This window comes from Dokdonella sp. (genome assembly GCF_035511235.1).
Classification (GTDB): domain Bacteria; phylum Pseudomonadota; class Gammaproteobacteria; order Xanthomonadales; family Rhodanobacteraceae; genus Dokdonella.
The window spans coordinates 77,761-95,458 of record NZ_DATKFQ010000002.1 but is presented as its reverse complement, the minus strand read 5'-3'; the positions used below and the strand labels follow the sequence as shown (position 1 = coordinate 95,458).

Below are 17,698 nucleotides of genomic sequence, written 5' to 3'. Positions count from 1 at the left end.
TCACTCCCCGCGCAGCGCCTGCATCGGCGACTCGCGCGCGGCGCGCAATGCCGGCAGCGCGGTCGCGAGCAGGCCGGCCAGCAGCAACGCGGCGACCGTGATCGCGAGCGAGGCCGGGTCGGCCGGTCCGATCTCGAACAGAAATCCTTCGAGCAGGCGACTCGCACCGAGCGCGGCGAGCAGGCCGATGCCCAGGCCGATCGTGACGTCGCGCAATGCGCCGTCGACAACGCCGCGCATCAGCCGGATCGGCGCGGCGCCGAGCGCGGCGCGCACGCCGTATTCGCGGCGGCGCGTCGCGACCGCGACCGCGGTCACCGAGTACAGGCCGACGCTGGCCAGCAGCAGCGCGAGGCTGGCGAACAGGCCGATCAGCACGGCATTCATGCGCTGGCCGGCGGTCGCGTCGGCGACGTCGCGCTCGAGCAGGCGCAGCGCGGCCAGGCCCTGTTGCGGCGCGACTTCGCGCAGCGCCGTGCGCGCGCGCTCGGCGAACAGGGCCGCATCGCCGTCGACACGGATCGCGGCGTTGAGCGGAATGAACTGGCGCAGCAGCGCGAGCACCGGGTCCGGCAGCTGCGCCAGCGCGACGTGGACGATCGGCGGCGCCTCCTCCTGCGGTCCGAACTGGCGCACGTCGCCGACCACGCCGACCACGCGCAGCTGCGGCGCATCGGGGCCGAGCGCGATGCGCAGCGTCTTGCCGAGTGCGTCGTTGCCGAAGTACTGCCGCGCGAACGCGGCATTGACGACCGCGACCGGTTCGGCGCCGGCGCGATCGGCGTCGGCGAAATCGCGTCCGGCCAGCAGCGGCATGCCGAACGTCGCGAACGAGCCCGGGCTGACCGCGCGGAACTGCATCGCCGAGACTTCGGTATCGGTGCCGACGCTGACCGGCAGGTTGAGCTGCGAGGCGATCGGCAGATTCGTCGTCAGCGCCGCCTCGCGCACGCCGGGCTCGGCGCGCAGGCGGTCGATCAGACGGCGCGAGAAGTCCTCGATCGCGGCGGCGTCCGGATAAAGGCCCGGCGACGGATTGAGCCGGAACACCAGCACGCCGCCGGCGTCGAAGCCGAGGTCGACGCGGTTGAGGCGCAGCAGCGAGTGGGCGAGCAGGGCAGCCGAGGCCAGCAGCACGGTCGCCAGCGCGGCCTGGGCGACGACCAGCGAGCGGCCGAGCCGGCCCGATCCGCGGCTGAGCCCGCTGCGCGCGCCGGCGACCAGCTCGCGCACCGCGGTGTCGGCGCGTGCGCGCCAGGCGCCGAACGCGGCCGACGATGCGGCCACCCCGACGCCCGCGGCGATCGCGAGCAGCCACACGCGCGCGCCGAACAGCGCCGCGTCGGCCGGCAGCCAGTCCGGCGGCAGCCAGGCGCGGCCGAGCGCGAGTGCCGCGGCGGCCAGCGCGAGACCGAGGCCGCTGCCGGCCAGGCCGATCAGCAGGCCCTCGGCGAGCGCCGGCAGGCTGGCCTGGCGTCCGCTGGCGCCGAGCGCGGCGCGCACCGCGCCGTCGTGGCTGCGCGCGACCGCACGCAGCAGCATCAGATTCGACAGATTGACCGCGACCAGCACCAGCACGCACAGCGCGCACGCGAAGAACAGCGACAGCACCGGCCAGGCCGCGGCACCGAAGTTCGCGGCCAGCGAGGTCGCCGTGAAACGCGTGCGGCGCGCCTCGCCGAAACCGAGCTCGGCGCCGTGCGCGGCCAGCCGCGCATCGAGCGCGCCGGCCGCCGCGGCGACCGTCGTGCCCGGCGACAGCCGCGCGATCACGCGCAGGTTGGTGCCGTTGTCGCGCGTGGTCGGCGGCAGTGCCAGCGGCAGCAGCAGATCCGGCGCGGCATCGAGCCGGAACGAGGCCGGCAGTACGCCGACCACCGGCGTCGCGACGCCGTCGACGACCAGCGTGCGGCCGATCACTGCCGGGTCGCCGTTGAAATGGCGCTGCCAGAACGCATGGCCGAGGATCGCCGCCGGCGCGCCGCCGGGGCGGTCTTCCTCGGCGCTGAAGTTGCGGCCCTGGACCAGGCCGACGCCGAGCGTCGGCAGCAGACCGGCGTCGGCCGGCCAGGCGGTGACCAGCGCCGGCTCGCCTTCGCCGGCGACGTTGACGTCCTTCGGCGCGAACGCGCTGCCGAGCTGCTCGACGCCGGGCAGGTCCGCGAGCAGGCGGTACTGCTGCGGCGACAGCACCGACCAGTTGCCGGCCCCGTAGCTCTGACTGAGCACCGCGAGCCGCTCGGGTTGCGGATACGGCGCGGCCTTCAGCACGATCGCGTCGATCAGCGCGAACACCGCCGCGCAGGCGCCGACGCCGAGCGCCAGCGTCAGCGTGGCCAGGCCGACGAAGCCGGGGCGACGCGCGGCAGCACGGGCGCTGCGGCGCAGTTCGGTCAGCAGGATCGAAACACTCATGACGGCTCCGGAGGATACGGGTTGCCGCGGGCGCGGACACGCGGCGTCGGTAGATCCGTTCCAAGTGCCGTGCCAGGTGGTCCGCGCGGCCGATCAACGGCTTGCGTCGCGCCGCCGAGCGCGAGCGTCCGCTCGCGGACAGATGCCGTCCGCCGGTGGACGGCGCACGCGGCGCGGGCCGAACGGCGCCCGGTGTCGCGGGCGGACCGCGGGCGGACCGCGGGCGTCGACGGGCAGCGCGCAGGCGGAGCCGAGGCCGGCGCCGCGCCCGTGGCCCGTCAGCGGCGGCATGACGCCGCGCACCAGTCCACCGCTGCTGCGCAGCGCCTACACTGCGCGCATGCCGTCCGTTCCCGCCGCGCCGATTCCGGCGCTCCGCCTGTCGAGCTTCTACTTCGCCTACTACGCCGCGCTCGGCGCGTTCAATCCGTACTGGGGCCTGTTCCTGAAGGCGCGCGGCATGGACGTGGCCGCGATCAGCGTGCTGATGAGCCTGTGGTACGCCACGCGCATGGTCGCGCCGACCGCCTGGAGCCTGCTCGCGGCGCGCGCACGCCGTCCGGTGCAGTGGCTGCGCCTGGGCTGCGCGCTGACGCTGGCGAGCTTCGCCGCCTTTGTGCTGCCGCTCGGCTTCGCGGCGCTGTTCGCGACGATGGTCGTGTTCTGCTTCGCCTACAACGCGGTGATGCCGCAGTTCGAGGCGCTGACGCTGTCGCATCTGGAGGGACGCGCCGAGCGCTACGGGCGCATCCGCGTCTGGGGTTCGATCGGCTTCATCGTGGTGGTCGGCCTGCTCGGCGTCGTGTTCGACCATGTCGCGGTCGACTGGCTGCCGTGGCTGATGCTGCCGCTGTTCGCCGGCCTGCTCGCCGCCGCCTGCGTCAACGACTACGGTCGCGCGCACGTCGAGCGGGTGGGCGGCAGCGACGAGGACGGCTTCTGGCGCCGGCTGCGCCGGCCGCAGGTGATCGCGTTCTTCGTCGTCGCATTGCTGGTGCAGCTCTCGTTCGGGCCGTACAACACGTTCTATTCGATCTATCTGGACGCGCACGGCTATCGGCCGTCGGCGCTGGGCCTGTTCTGGATGATCGGCGTGCTGCTCGAGATCGCGGTGTTCTTTCTGTCGGCGCGGATCTTCGCGCGCTGGTCGGCGGCCAGCCTCATGATGGCGTCGCTGATCGCCTCGGCGCTGCGCTGGACCGCGACCGCGCTGTGGCCGGAGAGCGCGGTGCTGATGGCCTGCGCACAGGCGCTGCATGCGCTGAGCTTCGCCGGCTTCTTCGCGGCCGCGATGCATTTCCTCGCCGCGTTCTTCCCGGGCGCGATGAACGGCCACGGCCAGGGCGTGTTCTACGGCTTCTCCTCAGGCGTCGGCGGCGTGCTCGGCGCGCTCGCGGCCGGCCAGGTCTGGCGCCTGGCCGGCGGCGAGACCGCGTTCGCGCTGGCCGGCGGCGTCGCGCTGGTCGCCGTGGCGATCGCCGCGATATGGCTGCGGCCGGGGCGCGTCGGCGTGTAGCGCGCTCACGCCTCGGCGAACGCGAACGCCAGCACGCGGCGGATGTCGTCGGTGCCGGCCAGCTGCATCAGCAGGCGCTCGACGCCGAGGGCGACGCCGGCGCAGGCCGGCAGGCCGTCGGCCAGCGCGGCCAGCAGGCGCTCGTCGATCGGCGGCTCGGCCTGGCCGCGCTGGCGGCGTCGCGCCAGGTCGTGCTCGAAGCGGGCGCGCTGCTCGGCCGCATCGGTCAGCTCGTGATAGCCGTTGGCGAGCTCGTAGCTGCCCAGATACAGCTCGAAGCGCTCGGCCACCGGCGGCGTGCCGGGGCGGATCCGCGCCAGTGCGCACTGGCTGGCCGGCCAGTCGTGGACGACGGTGATCTGGTCGGCCGGGAAGGCCGGCTCGATCCGGTGTGTGATCAGCAGGTCCAGCCAGTCCTCGCGCGTCAGGCCCTCGCCGCGGATGCCGAAACCGGCCAGCGGCACGCCGAGGTCCTCGACCGGCGCCTCGAACGGGTCCAGGGCCAGCGCCTGCACGAACAGCTCGCGGTAGGTCAGCGAGCGCAGCGTCGCGGTGCGGCCGACCATCGCCAAAGCAGCCCGTACCAGGGCCACCGTCTCGTCGGCCAGGCCGAGGTGGTCCCAGCCGACGCGGTACCACTCGAGCATCGTGAACTCTGGGTTGTGGCGGCGGCCGGCCTCGCCGTTGCGGAACACGCGGCCGAGCTCGTAGCAGTCGCCGACGCCCGCGGCGAGCAGGCGCTTGAGCGGATGTTCCGGCGAGGTGCGCAGCCAGCGCGGGCCCGGCCGTGCGGCCGCCGGGCCATTGAAAGCGGCCGCAAAGCTCTCGATGTTGGGCTCGGTATTGCCGGCCTCCGAGAGCATCGGCGTCTCGACCTCGAGCACGCCGCGCTCGGCGAAGAAGTCGCGGATCAGCCGGTACAGCGCGGCGCGCAGGACCAGGGCCTCGCGCAGGGTCGGACCGCTCATCGCGCCAGCTCCGGGCCGGGCCGCGTCGCGGCCTTGTCATAGGCAGCATCAATCATCGCAATCCCATCAATCAATTTTCCTATGCCGCTGCACTGCACTAACATGCACGGCGTTTTCACCCCAACCGAAGGAATCCACCATGTCCCTGATCAATACCGTCATCAAGCCGTTCAAGGCCCAGGCCTACCACAACGGCAAGTTCGTCGAAGTCAGCGATGCCACCCTGAAGGGCAAGTGGTCCGTCGTGGTGTTCTACCCGGCCGACTTCACGTTCGTCTGCCCGACCGAGCTGGAGGATTTGGCCGACCATTACGCCGAGTTCCAGAAGCTGGGCGTCGAGGTCTACGGCGTATCGACCGACACCCATTTCGCGCACAAGGCCTGGCACGACACCTCCGAGGCGATCAAGAAGGTCCAGTATCCGCTGGTCGGCGACCCGACCGCCACGCTGTCGCGCAACTTCGAGGTGCTGATCGAGGAAGAAGGCCTGGCCCTGCGCGGCACCTTCGTGATCAACCCCGAGGGCGTCATCAAGGTGCTGGAGATCCACGACAACGGCATCGGCCGCGACGCCTCCGAGCTGCTGCGCAAGGTCAAGGCCGCGCAGTACGTCGCCTCGCACCCGGGTGAGGTCTGCCCGGCCAAGTGGCAGGAAGGCGCGCAGACGCTGAAGCCCTCGCTCGACCTGGTCGGCAAGATCTAAGCGGCTTTCGTTCTCCCCCGACAGCCAGCCGACGCCAGCCACGGGGTGTTCTTCGCAGTACCCGCCGCCGCTCCGCCACGCCGGAGCGGCGGCCATCGATTCCCCACGACGTGAGGCGATCCCGCCTGCGGCCCGGCCGCCGCGGATCGACCGTCACCGATCGCGCCGCGAGCGCGCATGCAACCGGAGTACCGCCATGTTGGACGCCGATCTCAAAACCCAGTTGAAGGCCTACCTCGAGCGGGTCACGCAGCCGATCGAGATCACGGCCTCCCTCGACGACAGCGACAAGTCCCGCGAGATGCAGGGACTGCTGCAGGACATCGTCTCGCTGTCGGACAAGATCACGCTGATCGAGCACCGCGGCGGCGACGAGCGCACGCCCTCGTTCTCGATCAACCGGCCCGGCGGCAAAATCGCGCTGCGCTTCGCCGGCATCCCGATGGGCCACGAATTCACCTCGCTGGTGCTGGCCCTGCTGCAGGTGGGCGGTCATCCGTCCAAGCTCGCGCAGGACGTCATCGAGCAGGTCCGCCACCTCGACGGCGACTACCGCTTCGAGACCTATTTCTCGCTGAGCTGCCAGAACTGCCCGGACGTGGTGCAGGCGCTGAACCTGATGGCCGTGCTGAATCCGAGGATCCAGCACGTCGCGATCGACGGCGCGCTGTTCCAGGACGAAGTCGACCGCCGCCAGGTGATGTCGGTGCCGACCGTGTTCCTCAACGGCGAGACCTTCGCGCAGGGACGCATGGGCGTGGAGGAAATCCTCGCGCGCCTGGACACCGGTGCGGTCGAGCGCGAGGCGCGCAAGATCGACGCCAAGCCGGCCTTCGACGTGCTGGTCGTCGGCGGCGGTCCGGCCGGCGCGGCCGCGGCGATCTACGCCGCACGCAAGGGCATCGTCACCGGCGTCGCGGCCGAGCGCTTCGGCGGCCAGGTGCTCGACACGATGGGCATCGAGAACTTCATTTCGGTCCAGGAGACCGAGGGGCCGAAGCTGGCCGCGCAGCTCGAGCAGCACGTGCGCCAGTACGAGGTGGACGTCATGAACCTGCAGCGCGCCGAGCAGCTGATTCCCGGCGAGCTGATCGAGGTCAAGCTGGCCAGCGGCGCCTCGCTGAAGTCGCGCACGGTGATCCTGTCGACCGGCGCGCGCTGGCGCCAGATGAACGTGCCCGGCGAGAACGAATACCGCAACAAGGGCGTGGCCTATTGCCCGCATTGCGACGGTCCGCTGTTCAAGGGCAAGCGCGTCGCGGTGATCGGCGGCGGCAACTCCGGCGTCGAGGCCGCGATCGATCTCGCCGGCATCGTCGCGCACGTGACGCTGATCGAGTTCGACAGCCAGCTGCGCGCCGACGAGGTGCTGCAGCGCAAGCTGCGCAGCCTGCCCAACGTGACGGTGATCGTCTCGGCGCAGACCACCGAAGTGCTCGGCGACGGCCAGAAGGTGACCGGCTTGGTCTACAAGGACCGCCCCAGCGGCAATGCGCATACGGTGCCGCTGGACGGCATCTTCGTGCAGATCGGTCTGCTGCCGAACACCGAATGGCTCAAGGGCGTGGTCGAGCTGTCGCCGCGCGGCGAGATCATCGTCGACGACCGCGGCCAGACCTCGGTCCCCGGCGTCTACGCGGCCGGCGACTGCACGACCGTGCCGTACAAGCAGATCGTGATCGCGATGGGCGAGGGATCCAAGGCCGCACTGAGCGCGTTCGACTACCTGATCCGCAGCAGCGCGCCGGCGACCGATCAGGCCAAGGCGGCGTGATCGGGTGTTGGGCGTTGCATCGCGTCACTCGGATGCGTCGGATATCCGGACGTTCCGGACTTCGTGCCGGAAGACGCAGGCCCGCCGTCGGCGGGCCTGCAAGCTGCGCTCGATCAATGAGCGTGTTTGACGCGTGATTCGAGCCCGGTCGGGCGACGTGATGCAACCCGTAGGCATGCGCCTGCACTGATTTGGACAGTGCATGCCGAGGGGCAATCTCCTCCTCGTCATATTCATCGATTGCGATATTTGACCGTGCTCTCGGTCGAGGATTACCTTTGCGGGCAGCCGTAAAGGGCGCCTCGGGGGGCAGGTCGATGGCACGGACGTCCAAAGCAGTTGGCGGCATTTCGCTGCCTGGCGTGGCGGTTCTTCTGGCCGTTTTCTGGATGCTCGGCAAATGCTCGAGCGAACCGGCGAAGGTCGAGCGCACGCCTCCGGTTTCGGCGCGAATCGCTCCGCAACCGCCTCCCACTGCGAATCTGACTCCGCAGCAGCCCGCACCGAATCCGATCCTGTATGTCGATGCCGACTCGTTGAACTACCGGAAATCCCCGGACGGAGCCATCGTCGGCCGTCTTTCTCGAGGAGCCCGCATCGCGGCCCTGGAGCGAAAGGAAGGCTGGATCAAGATTTCGATAGGCGTGTCCGGCACTGCGTGGATAGCGGAAAGGCATACTTGTGCGACCGCCAACTGTTGGCTCCGTGCGCGTGCAGTCGCATCGACCCCGCCTGCGCGCCAGACGATCTCACCCTTGCGCGCCATTCGGCCCTCCTATGATTCAGCTTGTCCGTGTTCCGGTTCGGCCAACTGCTACGGACCGCGCGGAGGCCGCTACTGCTTCACCAGTGGCGGCAACAAGCGATATCGATGAGTGTGGGTCGGTGTCGGCGTGTACGTAGGCGGAGGCGCTTCGCTTCAAGCGAATCGAAACGCCCGTGTTCTTCGTCACCGCGGCTACATCACACGTCGTGGACCTGTCTGTCGATCGGAGGATACGATCGGCAACCTCGGGCTCGGACACTGATGTCCGATGTCCCATTCGGAACGAAAGGAGAGTTGTGGATGAAGCTGCGTCACTGGAGCACGATCCTGATGCTGATGTGGAGCGCATCAGCACTTGCGGCAAGCCCCACTACCGTTCGTAAGCAGATCGAGGCCAGTATGCTGGTCACCGGCTCGGTCCTGATCGAGCCGGACGGCAGCGTCGGCCAACTGGAAATCGACGATCGCGCGGCCTTGCCGACCGAGGTGGCCGGTCTGATCGAAAGCGCCGGATCGGCGTGGAAGTTCGAGCCGGTACGGGTGGACGGCATAGCACGCCGAGCGAAAGCCCGTATGAGTCTGTTGCTGGTGGCCAACAGGCGGGACGACGGCAAGTACGGCGTCTCGATCCGCAGTGGCTACTTCGGGGAGGATGCGATGACGGCCGAGGAACGGCAGCACCGTGCCGATTCGATCCGGCTGCTGTCGAGGAAGCCGAATCCGACCTATCCGATGGGGGCTTCGGAGAAGGGGGCTCGCGGAACGGTCTATCTCGCCGTGAAGGTGGGGCGGCAGGGAATGGTGGAGGATGTGATCGTCGAGCAGGTCAATCTGCGCTATGTCGCGAGTGAAAGCGAGATGAGGAAGATGCGCGACATGTTCGCGCGATCGGCGCTCGCCGCGGTGAAGAACTGGACGTTCCAGCCACCGACCGAGGGCGCATCTGCGTCCGCCGACTTCTGGTCGGTACGTGTCCCGATCAGATACGACTTCGACGTCAAAGCGCCGTCATACGGTGAATGGCAGGCCTATGTGCCGGGCCCGCGTCAGCCGATCCCGTGGTCCGGGCGAGCGCCCGTTGAGAACGATAGTCCCGACGCATTGGTCGCCGGCGGCATCTATGAAATCGGTAAGGGCATGCAGCTGCTGACACCGCTGCAGTCGGGATGAACTCGCGCTCGTCAGGAACACATGGCAGGCGTTTCTTCTACCATTAGCCCGCCGCGGTCGACACATCAATGGTCGAACTTCGGTGTCTGCTCGACAAGGTATCGCACTTGCTCGAGGCGCTGGCAGGCGTATCGGTCATGGATCGGCATGTCCAGCACAGTCAGGCCATGTTCCACATCGACATCCGGAACGAGGCTGTTGCGCGGCGGCTCCAGTATCTGTGCACGGCAGCCAACGTCGAGCTGACCCCGCCGATGCGTTCAATAGATCGTCGGGGTTTACAGGCGGAAGTCATTCGACGGTTCTCGATCCTTGCGTGCTACCGTCCGTTCGACTCCGTCGAGTTCGGCTATCTGCAGCTGCTCGGCATCCACTTGGTCTGGCATCTTCACGGCGTCGGTGTCCTGTCGCCCGATGCGGCCGACAAGCTCCTGCGGCACTGGCGCGCTGCAGAGGTAGGCGTACGCGGAAGCGGTGGGACGTGACGTACCTTTCGTCGAAGAGTTGGAGTTCTTCAGGCACGATTGCGTTCAACAGTGGCATGGCAGGAGCGAGGCGACGCCCGGCAGAAGATCGAGCGCGATCGCATGCACGTTCTTTCGATAGGGGGACATCAGTGAACGCATCGCCCAGCTTCAAAGCGATCTCGCTCGGCGCGCTGGTGATCCTGGGCGGCTATCGGCTGTGCATGGTGTTCGTATCCTTTCTTATGCCGCTTGGACCACCTAAGGCGGTGTGGACGATGCTGGCAATTCTCGCAGCGGGGCTGGCGATGGCATCCGGAGCCGTCGGGGCGTACTTGGCGCACCGGGCGCCGGTTCGTCACGGTGTGCTGGCGGGATTCTCAGGAGGTGCTGTCTTGCTGCTGTTCTTGGGGATGGTGGCACCGGCGGATGCCGGCTTCGTCTTTCTGGGGCCGATCATCACCGTCACCCTGCTTGCCTTCGTTGGGGCGCTGTTTACGGTCTACATCTGGCCCAGGCGCGGCGTGGCTGATGGAGAGGCGGGTGAGTCATCCTCGATAGACGCCTAGGCGCAGTGTCCGGGATGTCCGGCGGATACTGGCAGGATGCGGCGTCAGTCTCATGAGGACGGCGAGTCCATCGTGAAGCGCACGGCTGCCGCGGATCCGATGCCATGAGCCAGGTTCGGAATGGAACCAAAGCGCGTCGGTCCGAGAGCACCGGCGATCGCATCATCAAGGTCAATCACGCCGGCGAAAACGGCGCGGTCAGCATCTACCGCGGACAAATCTTCATGGCGCGCTGGACCGCGCCGGCCATGCTTCCTCAACTGCGGCTTTTCTGTGAGCACGAGCAGCATCACCGTGCGATCTTCTGTGCAGAACTCGAGCGCAGGCGTCGCCGTCGCTGCCGAAGCTACGGACTGTGTGCTCTCGGTGGCTGGGTGTTGGGTCTCTTGACGGGATTGCTCGGCGCCAAGGCGATCGCTGCAACAACCGTCGCCGTCGAACGCGTCGTGCTTCGCCATCTGGAGCGGCAACTGATCACGTTGCGCGGCGTGGATGTGGAGGCCGTGGCGGCGATCACCGCCATCATGGAGGACGAAGCGGTGCACAGGGATCATGCCGAGCGCTGCGTGGAGCCCGACTCGTTCTGGCTGCGTGCACTCACGCCGATCGTATCCACTTCGACGGAGATCGTGATCTGGTTGGGAATGCGGCTGTGAGGGCTCTGTAGCGCTGCGCTCAATCGACCAAGGGTGAGCGGTTCTCCGGCAACCCAGTACGGGCTGCAACCGAAGGCCCGTCGGTCGTATCTCCATCGGCATTCTCGAGTCGAGTGCCGATGAAGACCTTCCTTGCCTGTATGTTGAGTGCCGTTGCCTCGCTGGCCGTCGCGGCGGATAGCGCCACGCCCGATCTCTCGCCGCTAGTCCGTCAGGTCGAGCACGCGAAGAACGTCACCGCACATCCGTTCGGCACCGCCATCGCCGTCGTCAGGGAGGGCGCGATCGTCTACGAGGCGTATCTGGGCTACGCCGACATCGGCGCGCGCAAGCCCGTCACGCGCGATACCGCGTTCTACATCGCCTCGGCGACCAAGCCGTTCTTTGCGTTGAACGCCCTGTTGAAGGAAGCGGCTGGCCAGCTCGACGTGACGACGTCGCTGCAGCAGCTGTTTCCCGACATCCGCTTCGCCGGGTTCGATGCCGGTGCCGTCACCGTGCGCGATCTGCTGACGCATACCTCGGGCCTCGACGATGCGCCGCTGGTCTGGGCCACGGCGTTCAGCGGCGTGCACGATGCGCGTTCGCGACGCGCCCTGGTCGCGCTGGCGGCGCCGGATGCCGAGGCGGCGCATGGCACGTTCAAGTACACCAACGTCGGCTACAACATCCTCAGCGTCTGGATGGACCGGCGCGACGCGCTGCCGTGGCAGCAGCAGCTCGAGCGGGCGATCTTCCAGCCGCTCGGCATGCGCCATACGACCGCATCGGTCAGCCGGGCCGAAGCGGCCGGCTGGGCGCTGGCCAGGCCGTACTCGTTCGCGAGCGCCCGGGCCGCCGAGCCGCTGTACCTGACCAAGTCCGACCCGACGATGCATGCCGCCGGCGGCCTGCTGTCCACGGCGCCGGATCTGGCGCGGTTCCTGATCGCGCAGCTGGCGGCCGATGCTGACGGGCCGATCGCCCCGGCCGTGATCGCGCGCTCGCATCGGCCGCAGGCGGCCGTGTCGTCGAAGTATCTGGACTTCGAGCGCTCGGGCTATGCCTGGGGCTGGTACACCGGTGCCTACAAGGGCCGGCCGATGCTGCACCATTTCGGCGGCTTTGCGGGCTTCCACGCGCACCTGTCGTTCATGCCGGAAGCCGGGATCGGGCTGGTCGTGCTCAACAACGACGACGTGCTCGGTGCGCAGCTGACCAATCTGATCGCCGATTACGTCTACGGCGTGCTGCTGGACGAGCCCGGCGTCGAGGCAACCTCGGCACGCCGCTTCGCCGAACTCGCAGACAAGGCAAGCGGCCTGCGCGCGAAAATCGCCGAGCAGCGCAGCGGCATAGGATCGCGTGCCTTCAACCTGTCGCTGCCGCGCGAGCGCTACGTCGGCACGTATGCACACGCCGCCCTCGGCGAGATCGCGGTCACGCTGAACGCTGCGCAACGGCCGGTGCTGCGCTGGGGGCGCCTCGCGGCGACCGCGACCGGTGCCGAGCAGCGCGATCAGGTCCGCATCGAATGGGTGCCCAACTCGGGGGAATTCGCCGCGTTCGAGGTGGCGGACGGACAGGTCAAGGCGCTCGTCTTCGATCGGATCGTGTTCGGCAAGTCGCGCTAGCGGCGGCCCGCCGGCGCGTCGGCACGGGCGGGCGGGGCGCCCTGTGCGCGTCCGCGGCTCGTCCGCCGCCGAGGGCGCGCGTGCGGCCGATGGCACTCGACCTCGGCGGCCGGCTGCGATAATCAGACGGTCCGGATCGGACCGGCCCTGCGGATACGACGACCTCCATGCTTCCTGCCGCCATCAACCTCAAGGACAAGCTCGCGCGGTTCGGCGAGCACTGGTCGCCGCGCGTGATCGCCGAGATGAACGACTACCAGTTCAAGCTCGTCAAGATCCAGGGCGAGTTCGTCTGGCATGCGCATGCCGACACCGACGAGGTGTTCATCGTGATCGACGGAGACATGGCGATCGAGTTCCGCGATGGCGTGGTGGCGCTGAAGGCCGGCGAGCTGTGCGTCGTCGGCAAGGGCGTCGAGCATCGGCCCGTGGCCGCCGGCGAATGCTCGGTCATGCTGGTCGAGCCGCGCGGGGTGGTCAACACCGGAGAGGCCGGCGGTGCCTACACCGCGCCGAACGACGTATGGATCTAGCAGCGATGACTATTGCACCGGTCGAGCGGGTCGCCGTCGTGTCATCTTGCCGTGCGGCAGTCGCTGCGGGCAGCGCCGCATGAGCGGTCCCGCGCGCGAGGGCGTATTCGTCTATGCCAAGGACGTCGAACGCCTGGCGAGGTTCTATGCCGCGCTGCTCGGACTGCGGCGCGTCCACGATGCCGCCGAGCTGGCCGTGCTCGGCGGCGCGTCGATTCAACTGATCGTGCACGCGATACCGCCGGCGATCGCCGCCACGATCCGGATCGACTCGCCGCCCAAGCGGCGCGAGGACACCGCTTTGAAGTTCTTCTTCACGGTGCCGAGCCTCGCCGAAGCACGTCGATCCGCGGCGGCGCTCGGAGGCGAGGTGCTGGCCGAGGTATGGGACGGCCCGGGGTTTCGCGTCTGCAACGCGGTGGATCCGGAAGGCAACGTGTTTCAGCTGCGCGAGCCGATGCCATAGAGGTGTCAGGGCATCCGTCTCGGCATTCCTCGTCGGAGCGAGCGGGGTGCAGGCAGGAGCGCCTCAGCGCATCACCGGCGTACCCACCTGCGCCGAGTTCGGCGCCGGATGGAGACCGGCACCCCACCGCTTCCGACGCAGCGAGACCCGATCGGATCCACCGTGCCGATGCCGCGAAGTCATCGGCACCGTAGCGACAGCCTCACTCCGAGCGCTGCGGCCGCCGCATGCCCTGAAATCGCCGCCGGTACTCGCCCGGCGACAGGCCGACCAGACGCTTGAAGCTGCGGCGGAAGCCGCCGCTGTCTTCGTAGCCGGCGGCCGCGGCGACGCGGTCCACCGGGTCTTGCGTGCGTTCGAGCAGTTCGCGGCCGCGCGCGATGCGCAGCTGCTGGTGGTACTCGCTCGGCGTCAGACCGGTGGCCTTGACGAAGCGGCGCAGGAACGTGCGCGCGCCGAGACCGGCTCGCCCGGCCAGTGCGGCGATCGAGAACGGTGCCGGCGCATGGGTCTGCAGCCAGTGCTGCGCGGCGAGTACGGCCTTGTCGCCGTGCTGCAGGGGCGGCGTGAAATCGCTGTAGTAGCGCTGCTCGCGCCCGGGCGGGTCGATCAGCATGAAGCGTGCGGTCGTCCGCATCACCGCGGTGCCGAGCAGGCGCTCGACCAGGCTCAGACCCATGTCGGCCCAGGCCAGCACGCCGCCGGCGGTGACGATGTCGCCGTCGTCGATGACCAGGCGGTCCGCCTCGATCGTCAGCTCCGGATGGCGCCGCCGCAGCTCGTCGGCGAACATCCAGTGCGTCGTCGCCCGGCGCCCGGCGAGCAGGCCGGAGTCGGCCAGCACGAACACGCCGCCGCACACGGCCGCGACGATCGCGCCTTCGGCATGCCGCGACACCAGCCAGGCGCTGCTCTCGGGCGAATGGCCGCGCGCGATCGGCGCCAGATCGCTGGCCGGCACGACGACCAAGGTCGGCGCGCGCACCGGTCCGGGCCGGCTGTCGAACGTGCATTCGAGCCGGCCGTCGCCGGCCGAAGGGCGCCAGTGCGTGATGCGCACGAACGTCCTCGACGCGGCCGCCTGCTGGCGCGCGAAATAGTCGGCGTAGGTGAACAGGTCGGTGACGCCGTGGATGCAGGTGGCCTGCGATCCGGGATAGCAGACCACGGCGACGTCGACCGGCGCGGGGTCTGTCAGTTCCGGCCCGCTCTTTGTCATTTGCGTCCCTCCCGGGCCGAGCACCTGATCGCTATCTTGCGGCGTACTTCAAGAAAAGGGGAGCGGCATGACCACGACGACCTGGCGGGACGATCCGGCCCAGCGGCTGAGCATCGCAGCGGCCGACGGCGAGTTCGACGCGTATCGGGCGCGACCGGACTCGGCGCCGCGACCGGCCGTGGTCGTGCTGCACGAGGTGTTCGGCGTCAACGCAGACCTGCGTGCGACCTGCGACGAGCTGGCCGCGGCCGGCTACCTCGCGCTGTGTCCGGAACTGTTCTGGCGGCAGGCGCGCGGCGTGGACCTGTCGGTGCGCTCGAAGACCGACTGGGAGCAGGGACTGGCCTATTACCGGGCGTTCGATCTCGACGCCGGCGTTCGCGATATCGCCGCGACCGTCGAAGCGGCCCGCACGCTGCCGGGCAGCACCGGCAAGGTCGGCGTGATGGGCTTCTGTCTGGGCGGCCTGCTGACGTTCCTGGCCGCGGCGCGCACGCCGGTCGATGCCGCGGTGGCGTTCCACGGCGCGCGCACCGACGAGTTCCTGGCCGAGGCGGATGGGATCCGGGCTCCGCTGCAGATGCACCTGGCCGACGAGGACGAGTTCATTCCGAAGGAGGCGCAACGGCGGATCGAGGAGGCGCTGCGCGGTCGGCCCGGCTTCGAAGTGCATGGCTATCCGGGCTGCCGGCACGCGTTCTCGCGCCACGGCGGCATGCATTACGACGCCGAAGCGGCGCAGCTGTCGCGCAGCCGCACGCTGGATTTCCTGCGCCGCCACCTGGGCTGAGTCCGGCGCCCCGCGGCACGCAGGGGATTCGCGCTTTGTTCAGTCCGCTGATCGACAGGCCGAGGAGCACCACGATGAAAGAAGAGAGCTTCGCAGGGCGCGGAGGTATCCGGATCTTCGCGCGATCGTGGCGTCCGGCCGCGCCGCGCGCGGTCGTCGTGATCTGCCACGGCGTCAATTCGCATGGCGGCCAGTACGGGTGGGCCGCCGAGCGTCTCGAGGCGGCCGGCTTCGCGGTCTACGCGCTGGACCTGCGCGGCCGGGGCCGCTCGGACGGCGCGCGCTATTACGTCGAGGACATCGCCGACTACGCCGAGGACCTCGGCACGCTGATCGAAACGGCGCGCTCGCGCGAGCCGGGTCTGCCGGTCTTCCTGCTCGGTCACAGCGCCGGTGGCGTCGTCTCGTGCACGTACGCGCTCGACCACCAGGACCGGCTGTCCGGGCTGATCTGCGAGAGCTTCGCATTCCAGGTGCCCGCGCCGGCCTTCGCGCTCGCCGTGATCAAGGGCCTGGCGCGCCTCGCGCCGCGTCTGCCGGTGCTCAAGCTCAAGAACGCCGATTTCTCGCGCGATCCGGCCGCGGTGGCCGCGCTCGACGCCGATCCGCTGACGCGCGGTGAAGTGCAGCCGGCCGCGACCGTAGCCGCCCTGGTGCGCGCGAACGAGCGGCTGCGCCGTGAATTTCCGCGGATCACGCTGCCGGTGCTGATCCTGCACGGCACGGCCGACAAGGCCACGGTGCCGGACGGCAGCCGGTTCTTCCACGAAACGGCGGGCTCGGCCGACAAGACGCTGCGGCTCTACGACGGCCATGCCCACGACCTGCTCAACGATCTCGGCAAGGACGGCGTGATGGCCGACATCGTGAGCTGGATCGAGACGCGGCTGCATTGAGCCCGCGCCGACCGACTGCGCCGGACCGTTTGCCGGCCCGTGCGCTCGTCGCCGATGTACGCGATGCCGATCATCGCAGCCGGCCGTGCCGAACGCGCCGCCGCGATCGGATGGCGATGAGACCGGTCTTGGCGCTGACGCCGCCCGTGGCGCGGAGCTGCGGTGGCGTCGTGACCGGCGCCGCATCGTGGCCCGCATCTGTTCGCGCGGGTTCTCCGGCTGCCGACGGCGCGAAGCAGTTTGCCCACGCGCCTCGAACCCGACCGGACGCCGCCGCCATCCCGTTGCGCGAGCGGCGCCGGGCGGGTGGATCGATTCGCCGTCGTGGTAGATCGCGGCGTCAGTCGACCTCGAACTGCTGCAGCGAGACCGGCAGCCCGGAGCCCTCGACGACCATGATCAAGGCCGAGTCGAAACCGATGCTCGCGAACGGGACCGGCGCGGGCGTACCGCATTCGGGTGCGCGGATGAACGAGGGATGCGTTTCGGCGGCGGTGTTGTTGGCCGGATAGAAGCCGGGCAGCGTCTGTGCGCCGGCGCCGTTGGTCCACTCGACGACGAGGTTGTTCGCGGCGGTATCGGCGATCGTGCCGGTGACCGGGATCGTGAAGCTGGTCGGTGCGTTGCCGGCCGGTACCGAGAGGTTGAGCGTCGCACTGCCGATCGGCGTCAGCGCGGCGAGCGGTATCGTGTCCGCTGGCGTCGAGGCGGGGATCGTGTAGAGGTTGACCGTGATTGGCACGGCATCGTTGGCGCCGGCATCGCCGTCGCGCAGGCCGATCGTTACCGCACTGACGGTCGCGCTCGGTGCGGCGCCGTGCTCGGACAGATAGAAGCGGCGATAGAAAGAGTTCTCCAGCGTCGCGCCGGTGTTCTCGTTGCCGCAGGAGACGCCATCGATGCCGGGCGTGTTGTCGGTCTGTTGCGAGATCGACGTGGCGCCGAGCGCAATGGCGGTCCCGCTGATCTGATTGGTGCCGGTATCGCCACGCGACCAGCTGGCGGCGTTCGCCGCACTGGCCGACGTCCACAGCAGGGCCGCCGCGAGGACCGGAATCGAAGCATTGCGCATGTAGTCGCACTCCCAAGCAAAAGAAACGCCATTGTTGGCGGCCGGTCGGCGCGCGCCCACTTGACGAACGGACGATCGACGACAGCGAGCTGGACGGGACAAGCTGCG

The 17,698-nt window shown here is 69.1% G+C and carries 16 protein-coding genes; 12 read left to right on the top strand and 4 right to left on the bottom strand.

The genetic code is table 11. The features are described from left to right. Positions 1–2,415 (bottom strand): ADOP family duplicated permease, encoded by a 2,415-nt coding sequence (locus VMR06_RS01005; RefSeq protein WP_325372069.1) that lies wholly within the window; start codon positions 2,413–2,415, stop codon positions 1–3. A 340-nt stretch (positions 2,416–2,755) separates the two neighbouring features. Here VMR06_RS01005 and VMR06_RS01000 point away from each other — a divergent pair, with 340 nt between their 5' ends. Next, the gene (locus tag VMR06_RS01000) at positions 2,756–3,931 is read left to right on the top strand and encodes an MFS transporter (protein ID WP_325372067.1); all 1,176 of its coding nucleotides are present in this window, start codon (positions 2,756–2,758) and stop codon (positions 3,929–3,931) included. Positions 3,932–3,936: 5 nt separating this feature from the next. Here VMR06_RS01000 and epmA read toward each other — a convergent pair whose 3' ends face one another. Beyond that, complete coding sequence (epmA, locus tag VMR06_RS00995) at positions 3,937–4,899, bottom strand: EF-P lysine aminoacylase EpmA (RefSeq protein WP_325372065.1); 963 nt, start codon at positions 4,897–4,899, stop codon at positions 3,937–3,939. 139 nt (positions 4,900–5,038) lie between these two features. Here epmA and ahpC point away from each other — a divergent pair, with 139 nt between their 5' ends. The 9 genes from ahpC to VMR06_RS00950 all read left to right on the top strand — a co-directional run bounded on the left by ahpC (position 5,039) and on the right by VMR06_RS00950 (position 13,613). Beyond that, positions 5,039–5,602, top strand: a complete 564-nt coding sequence (gene ahpC / locus VMR06_RS00990; RefSeq protein WP_325372063.1) for an alkyl hydroperoxide reductase subunit C — start codon at positions 5,039–5,041, stop codon at positions 5,600–5,602. 196 nt (positions 5,603–5,798) lie between these two features. Beyond that, complete coding sequence (ahpF, locus tag VMR06_RS00985) at positions 5,799–7,376, top strand: alkyl hydroperoxide reductase subunit F (protein ID WP_325372061.1); 1,578 nt, start codon at positions 5,799–5,801, stop codon at positions 7,374–7,376. 1,066 nt (positions 7,377–8,442) lie between these two features. Then, positions 8,443–9,312 carry an energy transducer TonB gene (locus tag VMR06_RS00980; protein WP_325372059.1) on the top strand — a complete coding sequence of 290 codons (870 nt, stop codon included), beginning with the start codon at positions 8,443–8,445 and terminating at the stop codon, positions 9,310–9,312. 107 nt (positions 9,313–9,419) lie between these two features. Then, entirely contained in the window at positions 9,420–9,797 is a 378-nt protein-coding gene (locus VMR06_RS00975) for a hypothetical protein (RefSeq protein WP_325372057.1), read from the top strand. Between the two features lie 131 nt (positions 9,798–9,928). Further along, positions 9,929–10,345 (top strand): hypothetical protein, encoded by a 417-nt coding sequence (locus tag VMR06_RS00970; RefSeq protein WP_325372055.1) that lies wholly within the window; start codon positions 9,929–9,931, stop codon positions 10,343–10,345. A 104-nt stretch (positions 10,346–10,449) separates the two neighbouring features. Continuing rightward, a complete protein-coding gene (locus VMR06_RS00965) occupies positions 10,450–11,001 on the top strand; it encodes a demethoxyubiquinone hydroxylase family protein (RefSeq protein WP_325372053.1) in 552 nt (183 codons plus the stop codon). A gap of 119 nt (positions 11,002–11,120) precedes the next feature. Beyond that, positions 11,121–12,614 (top strand): serine hydrolase domain-containing protein, encoded by a 1,494-nt coding sequence (locus VMR06_RS00960; RefSeq protein ID WP_325372051.1) that lies wholly within the window; start codon positions 11,121–11,123, stop codon positions 12,612–12,614. A 167-nt stretch (positions 12,615–12,781) separates the two neighbouring features. After that, a complete protein-coding gene (locus VMR06_RS00955; RefSeq protein WP_325372049.1) occupies positions 12,782–13,147 on the top strand; it encodes a cupin domain-containing protein in 366 nt (121 codons plus the stop codon). A gap of 79 nt (positions 13,148–13,226) precedes the next feature. Next, complete coding sequence (locus VMR06_RS00950) at positions 13,227–13,613, top strand: VOC family protein (RefSeq protein WP_325372047.1); 387 nt, start codon at positions 13,227–13,229, stop codon at positions 13,611–13,613. 202 nt (positions 13,614–13,815) lie between these two features. Here VMR06_RS00950 and VMR06_RS00945 read toward each other — a convergent pair whose 3' ends face one another. Continuing rightward, complete coding sequence (locus VMR06_RS00945; protein ID WP_325372045.1) at positions 13,816–14,832, bottom strand: GlxA family transcriptional regulator; 1,017 nt, start codon at positions 14,830–14,832, stop codon at positions 13,816–13,818. Positions 14,833–14,899: 67 nt separating this feature from the next. Here VMR06_RS00945 and VMR06_RS00940 point away from each other — a divergent pair, with 67 nt between their 5' ends. Beyond that, on the top strand, positions 14,900–15,622 hold the full coding sequence (locus VMR06_RS00940; RefSeq protein WP_325372043.1) for a dienelactone hydrolase family protein: 723 nt from the start codon (positions 14,900–14,902) through the stop codon (positions 15,620–15,622). Positions 15,623–15,696: 74 nt separating this feature from the next. Further along, complete coding sequence (locus VMR06_RS00935) at positions 15,697–16,518, top strand: lysophospholipase (RefSeq protein WP_325372041.1); 822 nt, start codon at positions 15,697–15,699, stop codon at positions 16,516–16,518. A 340-nt stretch (positions 16,519–16,858) separates the two neighbouring features. Here VMR06_RS00935 and VMR06_RS00930 read toward each other — a convergent pair whose 3' ends face one another. Then, positions 16,859–17,590 carry a hypothetical protein gene (locus VMR06_RS00930; protein WP_325372039.1) on the bottom strand — a complete coding sequence of 244 codons (732 nt, stop codon included), beginning with the start codon at positions 17,588–17,590 and terminating at the stop codon, positions 16,859–16,861. Between the last annotated feature and the right edge of the window lie 108 nt (positions 17,591–17,698).